At 68.7% G+C, this 12653-nt stretch carries 9 protein-coding genes and 3 pseudogenes; 7 read left to right on the top strand and 5 right to left on the bottom strand.

All coding sequences use genetic code 11. The features are described 5' to 3' along the window. The first annotated feature begins 186 nt into the window (after positions 1-186). The 4 genes and pseudogenes from D0Z67_RS01260 (at position 187) to D0Z67_RS01245 (ending at position 4768) form a co-directional block, all read left to right on the top strand. Positions 187-1665, top strand: coding sequence for a penicillin-binding transpeptidase domain-containing protein (locus tag D0Z67_RS01260; protein WP_051887559.1), 1479 nt, complete (start codon positions 187-189; stop codon positions 1663-1665). A gap of 277 nt (positions 1666-1942) precedes the next feature. Then, positions 1943-2523 (top strand): annotated as a pseudogene (locus D0Z67_RS01255) (TetR/AcrR family transcriptional regulator). 82 nt (positions 2524-2605) lie between these two features. Then, positions 2606-3937 carry an MFS transporter gene (locus D0Z67_RS01250; protein WP_078873187.1) on the top strand — a complete coding sequence of 444 codons (1332 nt, stop codon included), beginning with the start codon at positions 2606-2608 and terminating at the stop codon, positions 3935-3937. 69 nt (positions 3938-4006) lie between these two features. Beyond that, positions 4007-4768, top strand: a complete 762-nt coding sequence (locus D0Z67_RS01245; protein WP_031180543.1) for an SDR family NAD(P)-dependent oxidoreductase — start codon at positions 4007-4009, stop codon at positions 4766-4768. 1006 nt (positions 4769-5774) lie between these two features. On the opposite strand, the gene D0Z67_RS01240 is transcribed toward D0Z67_RS01245, so the two are convergent. After that, entirely contained in the window at positions 5775-6470 is a 696-nt protein-coding gene (locus D0Z67_RS01240; protein ID WP_031180544.1) for a TetR/AcrR family transcriptional regulator C-terminal domain-containing protein, read from the bottom strand. A 103-nt stretch (positions 6471-6573) separates the two neighbouring features. Here D0Z67_RS01240 and D0Z67_RS01235 point away from each other — a divergent pair, with 103 nt between their 5' ends. Then, positions 6574-7950, top strand: coding sequence for a serine hydrolase domain-containing protein (locus tag D0Z67_RS01235; protein WP_031180545.1), 1377 nt, complete (start codon positions 6574-6576; stop codon positions 7948-7950). A 580-nt stretch (positions 7951-8530) separates the two neighbouring features. Here D0Z67_RS01235 and D0Z67_RS01230 read toward each other — a convergent pair. After that, positions 8531-9190: an MSMEG_1061 family FMN-dependent PPOX-type flavoprotein gene (locus D0Z67_RS01230; RefSeq protein ID WP_031180547.1), complete on the bottom strand. Its 660-nt coding sequence runs from the start codon at positions 9188-9190 to the stop codon at positions 8531-8533. Between the two features lie 151 nt (positions 9191-9341). Here D0Z67_RS01230 and D0Z67_RS01225 point away from each other — a divergent pair. Further along, positions 9342-9503, top strand: a pseudogene (locus D0Z67_RS01225) (SDR family oxidoreductase); the annotation flags it as partial. Between the two features lie 397 nt (positions 9504-9900). On the opposite strand, the pseudogene D0Z67_RS30040 reads toward D0Z67_RS01225, so the two are convergent. The 3 genes and pseudogenes from D0Z67_RS30040 to D0Z67_RS01205 all read right to left on the bottom strand — a co-directional run. Next, positions 9901-10220, bottom strand: a pseudogene (locus D0Z67_RS30040) (MerR family transcriptional regulator); the annotation flags it as partial. Between the two features lie 80 nt (positions 10221-10300). Next, entirely contained in the window at positions 10301-10753 is a 453-nt protein-coding gene (locus D0Z67_RS01210) for a hypothetical protein (RefSeq protein WP_131589604.1), read from the bottom strand. Positions 10754-10874: 121 nt separating this feature from the next. Further along, a complete protein-coding gene (locus tag D0Z67_RS01205) occupies positions 10875-11063 on the bottom strand; it encodes a transposase (protein WP_078873189.1) in 189 nt (62 codons plus the stop codon). 249 nt (positions 11064-11312) lie between these two features. Between D0Z67_RS01205 and D0Z67_RS01195 the strand changes: the two genes are divergently transcribed. Beyond that, positions 11313-12323, top strand: coding sequence for a questin oxidase family protein (locus tag D0Z67_RS01195; RefSeq protein ID WP_131589603.1), 1011 nt, complete (start codon positions 11313-11315; stop codon positions 12321-12323). The last annotated feature ends 330 nt before the right edge of the window (positions 12324-12653 follow it).

Below are 12653 nucleotides of genomic sequence, written 5' to 3'. Positions count from 1 at the left end.
CACGGTCGCCTGCCGGCGCGTGAGTCCGGTACCGCGGCCGTTCCGCGCGCACGGCGCTCGCCCCTGGCGCGTCTGAAGAATCCACCACTCACTTCACCGACCGATCATGGGAATGCGATGCGTATCCGACGCCGTTCAGCTCTGGCCGTCACCACCGTCCTGATACTCGGCGGAACCGCCTACGGAATGCACGTAGTCGCCGACGGCGCCCCCGCTGACGACAACGTCGTCTCCACTGCGACCGCGTTCCTGTCCTCGTGGCAGGCGAGCGACACCTACAGGGCCGCGCAACTCACCACCAACCCCCGGCAGGCGCGTATCGAGCTGGGGGCGTTCCGCCGGCACACCGGGGTCACCTCCGTGACTCTGTCCCCCGGCCACACGGTCGGCGCCACCATGCCCTTCAAGGTCGTCGCCCACATCGACCACGGCGGAACCAGTGCGACCTGGACCTACCACTCGCGGCTCGCCGTCGTCCGAGATTCCCCCACCGGACGAGACCGTGTCTCCTGGCACAGCAACGTCATACATCCCTCCCTGCCGGACGGGGGCGGCTACACCCTGCGACCCTTCACCGAGGCGGTCGCGCCCACCGTCACCGACAACCAGGGCGCCCCTTTGAAGGCGACGGATCATCCGGGCCTGCGTCAGATTCTCCACCAGCTCCAGGACCGCTACCCCGACCGGGAACACCAGATCCTCGGGATCCGACTGTCCTCCGACGGTGACAGCGGCGCAGGCCGGATCGTCGCCACCCTGAAGTCCGGGAGGGCGGCAGGCATCCGCACCGGCGTGGACGCCGCTGTGCAGAAGGCCGTGGATGCCGCGGTGGCCGGACAGCCGGGTGCCTCCGTTGTCGTCGTCCGGCCCAGCACCGGTGACGTACTAGCCGCTGCCACCCCTGCCGGAACAGACCTCAGTCCGGCGGTGGAAGGCGTGCAGGCGCCCGGCCAGGCTTTTGAACTCGTCACCACCGCAGCCCTCCTGGAACACAAAGCGGTCACCTCCCATGGCCGGGTCGACTGCCCCGCCAGCGCCACTGTCACGGGCCGCACCTTCACCACCCCGGGTGGCTGGCATGCTCAGGGCACCCCGTTCACCGACGTGTTCGCCCACGCCTGCGACACCGCGTACGTACAGCTCGCCGACGCACTCACCGGTGACGAGCTCGCCGCCGAAGCGCGCGACGTATTCGGCCTGGGCCTGGACTGGCATACCGGCGTCACGACAGCCGACGGTGCCGTCCCCGTCCTGAAGGGAGCGGACAAGGCGGCCGCCGCCATCGGCCGGGGCGAGGTGCGCCTCAACACCCTCGATCTCGCATCCGTCACGGCGACCGTTCAGAACGGTTCCTTCAGGCAGCCGATGTTCGTGGACCCGAAGACCAGTGGACAGACCCGCGCCCACACACGTCGTGTGCTCCCCGGCCGCGTGGCGGACGAACTGCGGGCTCTGATGCGCGGCTACGCTCAGGAAGCCGACACCGACGGAGCCGCTTTCGGTGGCGTGGCCGATCAGTTCCAGGACTCCCCGGAGCCCATCGTCGGTTGGTTCACCGCCTCCCGCGGTGACCTGGCACTCGCGGTCACGGCGCCGGAGAAGACCCACCGCCCGGACAACGCGGGGGATGTCGCGCGAGCTGTCCTCGACGCCGCCTCCGGGTGAGGCCCTCCGACCGCGCTCCCAGGAGATGCCGGCGCCTGATCTCCTGCGAGCGCGGCGGCAGCCGGCACGATGCCGGCGCCTTTGTGGTGGAGCGCCGGTGAGCTTCAGGTGTGTCTGTGGCTTTTGGGGAGAAGCGCGAACACGTTCCCTGCTCGATGCGGCCCCGTCGGCTGTCCCGGCACAAGGGACGGAGCCCCGGATCGCCCGCGACACGCGCGACTCCGGCTCCTTGAAAGCCATGTTGGACCGATCGTTCTCGTAAAGGTAGCCTCAAGTCATGCCCAGGACCAAGGAGTTCGACCCGGACACGGCTCTGCAACGTGCCCTGGAGCTGTTCTGGCAACGCGGCTACGAAGCGACGTCCATGGCGGACCTGGTGGCGCACCTGGGTGTGGCGCGGGCCGGTGTCTATGCCACGTTCGGCAGCAAGCACGCGCTGTACCTGAGAGCGTTGGAACGGTATCTGGAGATCAAGGATCCGCAGATCATGCGGGAGTTGTCTCAGCCGGCCCGGTGTTGCCGGCGGTGCGTTCGCTGGTGGAGCGGTATGCCGAGGAGACGGTTGCCGATGAGCGGCGGCTGGGCTGCATGGTGGTGAACGCCGCAGTGGAGCTCTCGGCCCACGACACCGCCGCGGCCCGGTTCGTGGAGGCGAGTTGGTCCCATCTGGAGGACGCCCTGACCTCGGCGCTCGTCCGGGCGCAGGCCCAGAAGGAGCTCGGCGAAGAAGCCGATCCGCGGGCGCTGGCCCGGTTCCTGCTGGTCTTCTTCCAGGGCTTGCGGGTGCTGGGGCGGGCCCCCACGGACCCGGCCCGCGCCCGTGACGCCGCGCGGCAGGTGCTGGCACTGCTGCGCTGAATCGACGCCGGACCGCACGGCCTCGGACGTCGCGTTCTTGCGACCTCATTCAAGACCGATCATTCTTATTCGGAGGGTGGGTATGACAGGGCTTACCCCTGAGCGATCTACCGAGAGCGCGCCGTCCGGCGTGCCGCGCCCGGAGCGGGCCTTCGCCCTGCTGGCCACGGTTCAGGTCACCCTGATCGGGTCCATCACCATCCTCACCGTCGCGCTGCCGGCCATCCGTGCGGATCTGGGCCTGGGGCAGTCCGGCCTGGTGCTCGTCGGCACCGGCTACAGCCTGTCGTTCGGCGGACTGCTGCTGATGGGCGGGGCGCTCGCGGACCGGCTGGGACCGCGGTGCGTACTGGTCGGAGGGCTGGCCCTGTTCGCCGCGGCCTCGGCCGCGGGCAGCCTCGCCTTCGGCCCCTGGACGCTGACGGGGGCCCGGTTCACGCAGGGGGCCGGCGCCGCACTGGCCGCACCGGCGGCCATGGCACTGATCGGTGCGGTGCATTCCGACACCAGCCGCAGGGCACGGGCGACCGCGCGGTGGGGTGCCCTGGCCGCTGTCGGCGCCGCCTCGGGAACGGTCCTGTCCGGTGTGGTGCTCACCTGGACGTCGTGGCGCTGGCTGTTCCTGCCGCCTCTGCTGATTTCGCTCATCGCCTTGGCCCTGGTTCCGCTGCTCCTGCCCCGTCCTCCTCGCCATGCCCGCCCCCGGGGCGGCCTGCTCGCGGGGCTGCTCGTCACCACCGCGATGGTGACGCTGACCTGGGGGCTGAGCGACTGGGCTCCGCTCCCCGTCGCGGCCGGCGCGGCGCTGCTGGGCCTGTTCGGGTTCCTTCAGCACCGGGCGAGCGAACCTCTGCTCCCGTTGCGCTTCGCGTCGTCCCCGCCTCGCCTGGCATCCCTGATCCTGATCACGGTCACGGCGGGGGCACTGGCCTCCTTCTACTTCCTTCTGACGCTGCACTTCACCGGGCCGCTCGGCTACAGCCCGCTGCGTACCTCGTCCACCTTCCTGCTGCCCACACTGGCTGTTCTGGGCGCAGGCCCCATGGCGGGACGTCTGATCGCCGGATCGAGTGCCCGAACCGGCATGCTCACCGGATCCGCCACAGCAGCCACCGGGCTGCTGCTCATCAGCGGTCTGAGCGTTTGCCGGTGGCTTCTCATACCCGGACTGCTGCTGTTCCCGCTCGGCGCCGGTCTGGTCCTCAGCGCAGCGACCGCGTCCGCCATGACAGGGACGGACGACGACGCCAGCCTGGCGGGAGCGCTGGTCAACACCGTCATGGAGATCGGCCCCCCGCTCGTCCTGCCCCTGCTCACCTCGGTGGCCCTGTCTCACGGCAGCTCCGCGGCATTCGCCGCCGCGGCCGTCGTCTTCGTGCTCACCCTCCCCCTGGCGGCTGTGGCCGCACCCTAGTGCCTCCCCGCCGACCCGACGCGGTCCACCCCCGGATCCCGGCAATTCCCGCACGCAAGGAGACTTCCCATGAGCGCTCGTTTCCACGACAAGATCGTCCTGATCACCGGCGGATCCGGTGCCATCGCCCGAGCCACTGCCCACGCCTTCGCCGACGGGCATGCCACCGTCGTCCTCGCCGGACGCGACCGGACGAAACTCGCTGACGCCTGCCGGCAGATCACCGTGGCGGGCGGCAAAGCCGACTGGATCACCGCGGACGTGACTCGTCCCGATGACACGGCCCGGATGGTCACCGAGACCGTCGCGCGCCACGGTGGCCTGCACATCGCCTTCAACTGTGCCGGGATCTTCGGGACGGCCGCGCCCGTCGCCGATCTGAGTCCGGCCGCCTGGTCAGAGGTCATGGACGTGAACCTCACGGGCGTTTTCCTGGCCATGCGGCAGGAGATCGCCCATATGAAGGCGCACGGCGGTGGAACCATCATCAACATGGCGTCCAACATCGGTGCCCACGGCCGCCGCCCAGGTCTGTCCGCCTACGCCGCGTCCAAGGCCGCCGTCAGTGTCCTGACCCGGACCGCCGCCCGCGAATACATCGCTGACGGCATTCGCATCAACGCCGTCAGCCCCGGCGCCAGCGACACCCCCATGTCCTATCGAGCCGGCGAGACCAAGGCCGACCGTGACACCCGAGTCGCCGCCGTCGTACCCGCCGGGCGCGTCAGCGACCCCGCCGAGGTCGCCGCCGCCGTCCTGTGGCTCGCCTCCGACGACTCCAGCTTCGTCGTGGGCCACGATCTTGTCGTCGACGGCGGCGCCACAGCCTGACACCAGATCTGCAAGGGGGTGGCTTTGCGTCGGGCGACCGGGGGGGGCGCCGCCCGTGGCGGCGGAGCGTGCTGCCCTGCTGAGGTGACTGGAGTGGTGGGGCCGTCCCGCGCGGAACAACGCATGGCGGGAGACTGGGCCTTGATGCGGCTGACCCCGGAGCCGTCGGCCGGCGTGCAGGCGATTCGACGTCGTGTTCCTACTAGTGCTGCATGTCGCACATATCTTCTGTCGCGTTGAGACATTCTGTCGGCACCTCAGGGGAGGCGCCCTTGACGGTGACGAGCGTTCGGTTGGGTGCCTCCCGGGCGAACGCGACGGCGGCGTCACGCCATCGCTGGACGTCCTTGGGAGACCCGTTGTAAGGGGTTTCTCCGAAACCATGACCGTCGCAGGTACCGCATCCATCCACGTCACCCTGTGGAATCCTGGTGAGCTGCTGCGAAGCCGTCTGCGGTGGAGATGAGCTGGCGGTTCTCCGGTTTCTCGGGATGCTTCCTCGCTGGGTCGACCTGCGGCCTGGTCGCGGCTATGAGATGGGGAATCCCATAAAGAACTGGGGGAGGTTGGCGTCGACCAGGACCGCACCGGAGAGCATCTCCGGGTTGTCATTATGTCGACCGGGCAAGTACGGCTCGAAGATCCACCTGATCACCGAGCGGACCGGTTTCCCCCCTCCCCGCAGGGGGAAACGGCCCCACCGTGTGTCAGCAGCCCCCGTCCGCAACCGCGTCGTCGCTGAATGCGGCGCCATCGCCGGCCAGGTCGGCTACCGAATCCACCGCGACCTGCAGATTGGACTGCCCGCAACGGCGGGTCACGCAGCCGTTCGATGGAAGGGACATCTGGCCGTGGCTGGTTTTCCGCGCCTAGCTGGGCTCGGGGCCGCGCCTCGACCGGTTGTCGGGGCGGACCGCCGATCTGTCGTGGAGGCTGTCGAAGACTCTGAAGGACTGGCTGCTGCGAGGTAAGCGCGATGAGTCCCTTGTCTCGTGCTGGCCGCTACTCACCCTCGCCGACCGGCGTCGCCGATGGTAACGCGGGTCTCAAAGCCGTTGAGAATGGACTGGAGGCCGAACTCGAAGGTTCCGTCAGGTGCCGCGGCGTATTCCGTGGCTGCCCTGGTGTCCAGGCGTTCACGCAGACGCGGGGACGGCATGGCGCTCTCGGCGGCGCGTGTCGTGGATTCGACCATCAGCTTCTCGGCGTCCGCGCCGCCCTTGCTCAGCCGGCGATTCACCGAAACCTGTGCGGCGGCTCCGAGCGCGGTGCCGAGTACGAAGGTGAACACGGCAGCAGCCGCCCGGTCCGCGTCGTCGGCGGTGAATCCTGCCTTCTCGTAGATGGCGAGACTGAGATCGTTGTACCGGGCTTGGGCGGGTCCGTGCAGGAGGTGGCAGCCGAATGCCTGGACGAGCCAGGGGTGTCGGGTGAGCATGGCGTGCATGCTGGTGGCGTGGGCGGTTGCGGCTGTGCGCCAGTCGGTGGTGCCGAGGTGGGGCGGTTCGACCTCGTGCCAGATCGCGTCGCTGGCGAGTCGGACCAGGTCGTCCTTGGTTTTGACGTGCCAGTAGACGGCGGTGGCGGCCGAGCCGAGGCGATTCGCCAGGCTGCGCATGTTGAGGCCGTTCAGTCCGTCGTCGTCGAGCAGCTCGATGGCCGCACGGATGATCCGGTCTGCGGTCAGAGTGGTTCGCGGCATGACCCCCACCGTACTTGTACTTAGTTCACCAGAAGCCTTGCGCGGTCTTGAAGCCACTCCTACGCTGCGCCTCGTACTTTGTGCAAGCGCCGGAGGGGGAGCGATGCCGCAGGAAGAGTTGTCGGAATTCGTCAAGGCGCAAGCCACGGAGCTTCGCGTTCCCGGTGCCGCAGTCGGAGTGCTCCTGGAGGGCCATGAGACCTATGCCTCGCACGGTGTGACGAGCCTCAGCAACCCGCTGCCGGTCGATGAGAGGACGCTGTTCCATCTGGCTTCGGTGTCCAAGACCTTTACGGCGACCGCGCTGATGCGCCTGGTCGCCGAGGGCAAGGTGGGTTTGGACGCCCCCGTGCGAACCTACGTCCCCGAGCTGGAGCTCGCCGACGAGCGGGCCGCGGCCAGTATTACTGTCCTGAACCTGCTCAACCACACCTCCGGTCTGGACTGGAACCTGATTGACGACGGCGAGGGCGACCGCTCCCTGGCCGGGCTCGTCGCGAAGCTGCCTCGGCTGCCGCTGATCGCACCGCCCGGTGCCCGCGCCTCCTACAGTCAGGCCGGCTACAACCTTGCCGGACGGATCGTCGAGAAGGTCACCGGCCTGCCCTTCGAGCAGGCCATGGCCGTGCTCGTCCTGGAGCCGGTGGGCCTCGTTGACACCGTGTACGGCTTGTCCGAGGTGATGGTCCGTAAGTTCGCTGTTGGCTACAACCGCGGCGACGACGGCGAACTGCGTCCCGCCAGGCCCTGGGCGGCTTTCAGGGAGGGCGCACGCGGCGACAATCCCGGCGGCGGCCTCGCCTCCTCGGTGAGCGATCTGCTGCGCTGGGCGCGATTCCAACTCGGCGACGGCGGAGGTGTGCTGCCCGGCTCGGAGTTGCGCCGCATGCGGGAGCAGACGGTCGAGCTGCGCGCCAGCACGCTCGGCAACGGCGTCGGTATTTGCTGGTTCCTGCGCGACCTGGACGGCCTGAGCGGGATTGGCCACGGCGGCTCGAGCAACGGTCAGTTCGCCGAGCTGCTCATCGTGCCCGAGCGCAACTTCGCGGTGGTCTCTCTGGCCAACGCCGGTCCCGGCGGCTACCCCTTCAACCAGTCAGTTGTTCGGTGGACGCTGGAGCACTACCTCGGCGTCGTGGAGAAGACTGCGGTGGCAGCCCCGTACGACGAGGCGCGGGCCGAACCGGTCGTCGGCCGCTACGAGATCGGCGCCATGAACCTCGACATCGCCACCGACGGCGCCCGGCTTACCCTGGCGGTCGGGATCAAGCCGGAGATCCGCAGGGCATCGGACGAGGAAATGCCCCCGAACTACCCTGCCGCGGAGATCGGCTTCGTTCCCGGCGACCAGGACGAGTACATCGTCACCGAAGGCGGTCTCAAGGGGCAGCGCGGCTACTTCTCCCGTGACGCAGACGGCGTGATCACAGGCGTCGACCTCGCCGGCCGCCTCTTCAACCGGGTTGCGGAAGGCTCCTGATCTGCCGGCGTATCCGATTTTTCGAGGCGCACGGAGTCCAGATGGCACTTGGCGCCTCGCCGGTCCGTCCCGTTCTCGGCGACGGTCATCGCGGGCCCGGTCTTCTTGTGGATATGTTTACGCAGATGTCAGGATCGTTGTGCACCCGTCGTGGAATTTTTTGTGCGGCGCCATTCGGGGAAAGCCGGCCCCTCGCGCCTCCTGCGTTGTGGGGTTATCCGGTGAGGGCGACGTTGTGCAGGCGAGCGATGCCATGCCGCGCGGGGTTTTCCAGCTCCTCATCCGGGCAAGCCAGCAGACGACGCGAGCGGTAGCGGCACGCTATCGGCTGGTCTTCACGCCGTCCCTGGCGATGATCTTCATCATCGTCAGGACAGCGCGTTCGGCCATGAGTCCTGGTACTCATGCCTGAGCAGGGCGTTTCAGGAGCTGCCTGAGTGCCCGAATCGTCGGACGCTGCTGGGCAGAAGGAGCGTACAAGGAGGCGACAGAGAGTCGGGGCTGCCCTGCGCTTGATCTTGGGGGCGTCCTGGGCGGGGGTCGGCAGGCTGGTGTGGTTCAGCAATCACCGGTCGGCGCGTTACTCGTACCGATACCGCAGCGAATCCGCCTCCGCCTGCTCGATGTCGGCGATCGTCAGCTCCGGCATCCGCAGCTGGGCCAGCGTCACCTCGGCCGAGCTCGGCTGGGCGTCCGTCGGCAGCCACTGCTCCGGCTTCCAGGCTCCACTGCGAAGGAGCGACTTGGGGCAGTGCGGGTAGACCTCCTCGATCCCCAGCACCAGCGCACTGGCCGGCGGCTTGCCCACGGCGGTCAGCTGCGACAGCAGCTCCGGGCGTGTGGAGACGCAGGCCCGGCCGTTCACGCGGAGCGTCGTGGTGCGCCCCGGGATGACGAACAGCAGTCCGGCCCGGCCGGTGGCGATGACGTTCTTCAGGGTGTCCAGCCGCTTGTTTCCGGTCGCGTCAGGTATCGCCACCGTCCGTGCGTCCAGGACGGCTACGAATCCGGCGGGACCGCCGCGCGGGGAAACGTCACAGTTACCCTCGGCGTCCGCGCTGGCGACCAGCACCAGCGATGAGCACTCAATCAACTGCCTTGTTTTTTCGGTAAGTTCGGTCATCTGCTTGCGCACGGCCGCGTCGCCGGGAAGTTCGTAGGCATGCCGCAGCGCCTCCTGGTCGGACACGGCGTCGAGGCGGAGTGAGTCGAAGGCACTGCCGACAAGGGATGGCGTCATGCCCACGACTCTAATAGGTCGACCAGTGATTGATCTTGGTCGGTGAGTGCGGGGTCACAGAGGCACCCGCGCGAGTTGTCTGGTGTGTAAGTGCCTTTTTCTGGGGCTGACATGACAGGCAGTCGGTCGCGGACCGGCCGACGAACGGTGTGAGAGCGAGACCGACCGGGCCGCCCGTCTCGCGGCGACCGTACTGCTGGGGCGGGTCGCCTCGACCGGCGAGATCGTCGCCGCGGTCCTGTGTCCCGCCTCGGACGAGGCCGCAGCCTGCGTGGGACACAACCTTGTCGTCGACGGCGGCGTCACCGCCTGACACCACGGCCTCGGCTACTGGGCCGCCCGCCACCGCCCCGTCTCCGGCGTCGCGGGACTGCCCGACGCCGACAGCGCGGCCTGTGCTCTGGACGCGGTGACACCCATCGCCTTACGCGACGGCGGATTCCCCGACCGGCTCGCCCGTGTCACGGGCTTGCCCGTCTGGGCGGACACGGTCACGGACCCGGACGAGGCACACCGTCGCCTCGCCGAACGCGTGCCCCTGGACGCGGGCGGCAAAACGGCAGCTCAGACGAGCTTTCGGGCGCCGAATGAGGGCCGGCGGGCGCCCGGAGCGTCACGGCCGTACGTCGGTTCGGCACGGGCAATCCGGCGTGGCGTGGCTTCCCGCAACCCCCGCACCGTCACACCGCGGTGTACGGGAAGAAGCCCGCTCGGCGTCGGGGGGCGGCGGACATGGTCCGCACCCTGTGGTTCACCGGCGGCGGGACCAATGACCAGCGCCGCAGGCGCGGGACCCGGATCTGCACTGCCAGTGCTTCGGCGTGTGCTGCGGCGACTCCGCCCAGCTCGCGCAGGGTCCGCACGAGATCCGGGCGTGCGCCGGCGTCGATCTTGTACAGGCGGTGGCCGGCCGGGCTGCGGTCTGTCGGCGCACCACGATTCCGCGATCGGATTAGAACCGAACGGTCTTGACCGTGAGACCGGTCTGCCGAGCGAGCTCGCCGATCGAGTGGAGCGTGTCGCCGTCTATGCCCCCACCTTTGTGTCGCCCCCTACGCAAGACGCAAGCCTCTTCGCGTGCCATCCCTCTCAATGCCCTCACGAGCCGTTTCAGCGGTAGAGAGCGACTAGGGAGGCGAGCAGGAGTGTGGCTGAAGCTGTGATCCCCAGGATCCGGTAGCGACTCCATGCGGTCAGTGCGAGAGAGCATGACCACGCCCCACCCGCGATGGTGGCAGTCCACCAGCCGACGGTCATGTGTGCAGCCGCGAGAGGGATCGGCGCCAGCAGGATCGTCGGCGGGATGACTGCGAGCCGCGGCCTGACACCCAGTTGCTTGTAGACGATGATCAGGACGGTCAGGGCAGTCGTCATGGTGAGCGGTACGACTGCCCAGTCCCACAAGGTCCAGCAGAGGCCGTCCGTTTTCTCGCATGCCTGGTCGCTGTCACGCCTGACCCAGGAGAAGAAGTACACGGCACCGCAGGCCAGAACCGCACCGGTGACAGCCGCTCCGGACACTCGCGTGAAGACAGAACGTGGTTCTGTGCGGGAAGTGTTCATGCCCGCAGCCTTCCCGGATCGATGGCCCGGGGCCTGAGTAGGAATACTCAGGCCCCGGGATCAGTCGGGGCGTGGCGCACGACAGTTGCTTTGGCCGCCCGGGAAGGAGATGAGCCACTGGTCAGCGGACGGCACCGGAGACCGGATCCCGCAGGCGGTCCGGGACGACGCCGATACCGGCGATACCGGCGACCGTGACTCCACCTGCGAGCAGGGCGGTGAGGATCTTTTCGCAGGTGCCGTCGGCGACCCACTTCCGCAGCCGGTTTCGGATTCCTGTCCACGACCCGAAGTATTCGGGTAGATCCATCCGTGGTCCCGGCGCGGTACTTGAACGTGATCGCATAGATCACCCGCCTGTGATCACGCCACCGCCCACCCCGCTTCGGAGTCCGGTCCGGCAGCAACGGCCCGATCCGTGCCCATTTGGGCGTCAATCGCCGACACATATCAACCAATGATCCGATGATCCGAAGGGAACGGCCTAGGTCGCGGCTAGGTCGCGGCCTAGGTCTTCCGCCCGTTACGCCGTCACGTCGCCCCGCCTAGTGTCCCCGCCATGGATACGACAGGGATTCTCGACGAGGCACTTCAGCGACTGCACACCTCGGGGCCCGAACGGCTCGGGCGGCTCACCAACCACGCGCCGATGGCCGTTGAAGCCCTTGTCGTGCACGGGCAGGCCCGCTCCGTGCACCGCTGGCTTGATCGGTACGCACGCAAGCTCGAGGAGTTCCCACCCGGCGTCGCCCCGATCACCTCAGCCGACTGGCGCTCCGCGCTCGGGGACCCTCGCCGCGCCGCCGACTGGATCGGCTGGTTCGACCACGCGCTCGCCGAACGGCCCTGGCGCGAGGTGCTCGCCCTGTGGTGGCCCCGGCTCCTGCCCGGCCTCTACGGCGGCTCGACGCACCCCGTGATCCGGGTGGGCCACGCCGTACGTACCCTGCTGGCCGGCGACAGTACCGAACCCCGGCTGGCCGAACTCGCCCACGGCCTCGGCTACTGGGCCGCCCGCCACCGCCCCGTCTCCGGCGTCGCGGGACTGCCCGGCGCCGACAGCGCGGCCTCTGCTCTGGACGCGGTGACACCCATCGCCTTACGCGACGGCGGATTCCCCGACCGGCTCGCCCGTGTCACGGGCTTGCCCGTCTGGGCGGACACGGTCACGGACCCGGACGAGGCACACCGTCGCCTCGCCGAACTCGTACGGGCCGCCACCCACCGGTACGCTACCCATGGTCACGGCGAGGAGACCATGCTGGTCCACGCGGCCACAGCCCCCAACGCCGTCCTGCGCACGTTGCCCGCCCTCCCGCGAAGCCTGTGGGTACCGAGCCTCGGGGCCGCCTGGACGGCCTCCGCTGCGGTGACCGCGATGTACGCACCCGACGGCCCGGTCGCGTACACCCCATCGGGCACCTTCACCCCTGAAGAGGTCTTCGAACTGGCCTTGGCGCACGGCGACGAACACGTCATCAAGCTGACGGACACAGCGATCGACACCGGCGACGAGGCGGCCCTGGCCGCAGCTCTGCGCTCCATCGAGCTGAGCGAGCCACCGCGGTAGCGGACACGGGCGCGCCCCGGGAAAGTGCCGTTCCGATGCTCGCGACCTGCGGCATCAGCTGATCCCGCACTCAACCGCTTGACGCTCGCGGCAGTCGACCGGATCGAAGTCGTCCCACGGTGGGTCAAGCCGGTCCTCTCGCTGGCGACCGTTGTGGACGATTTCACAGACCCCCGGGGCAGTGCGTCGGTGACCGCCGGGGAGCCCATGGGGTAAGGAATATTTGGACGATCCTTAAAGGCGTTGAGGGCGGGGCTGATGGACAAGCCTTCAGTGCTACCAGGAGCGTCCTGTCCCTGGTGGCCGGACTGGCTTTCGATGACGGCCTGC

It is taken from the genome of Streptomyces seoulensis (assembly GCF_004328625.1).
In the GTDB taxonomy this organism is placed as follows: Bacteria; Actinomycetota; Actinomycetes; order Streptomycetales; family Streptomycetaceae; genus Streptomyces; species Streptomyces seoulensis.
The sequence above is the reverse complement of the archived record's forward strand: the minus strand, read 5'-3'. Positions and strand labels throughout refer to the sequence as shown.

Bases quoted from the DNA above. Each gene is read 5' to 3' on its own strand.
- D0Z67_RS01260 (WP_051887559.1), top strand. From the start codon at position 187: ATGCACGTAGTCGCCGACGGCGCCCCCGCTGACGACAACGTCGTCTCC.
- D0Z67_RS01250 (WP_078873187.1), top strand. From the start codon at position 2,606: ATGACAGGGCTTACCCCTGAGCGATCTACCGAGAGCGCGCCGTCCGGC.
- D0Z67_RS01245 (WP_031180543.1), top strand. From the start codon at position 4,007: ATGAGCGCTCGTTTCCACGACAAGATCGTCCTGATCACCGGCGGATCC.
- D0Z67_RS01240 (WP_031180544.1), bottom strand. From the start codon at position 6,470: ATGCCGCGAACCACTCTGACCGCAGACCGGATCATCCGTGCGGCCATC.
- D0Z67_RS01235 (WP_031180545.1), top strand. From the start codon at position 6,574: ATGCCGCAGGAAGAGTTGTCGGAATTCGTCAAGGCGCAAGCCACGGAG.
- D0Z67_RS01230 (WP_031180547.1), bottom strand. From the start codon at position 9,190: ATGACGCCATCCCTTGTCGGCAGTGCCTTCGACTCACTCCGCCTCGAC.
- D0Z67_RS01210 (WP_131589604.1), bottom strand. From the start codon at position 10,753: ATGAACACTTCCCGCACAGAACCACGTTCTGTCTTCACGCGAGTGTCC.
- D0Z67_RS01205 (WP_078873189.1), bottom strand. From the start codon at position 11,063: ATGGATCTACCCGAATACTTCGGGTCGTGGACAGGAATCCGAAACCGG.
- D0Z67_RS01195 (WP_131589603.1), top strand. From the start codon at position 11,313: ATGGATACGACAGGGATTCTCGACGAGGCACTTCAGCGACTGCACACC.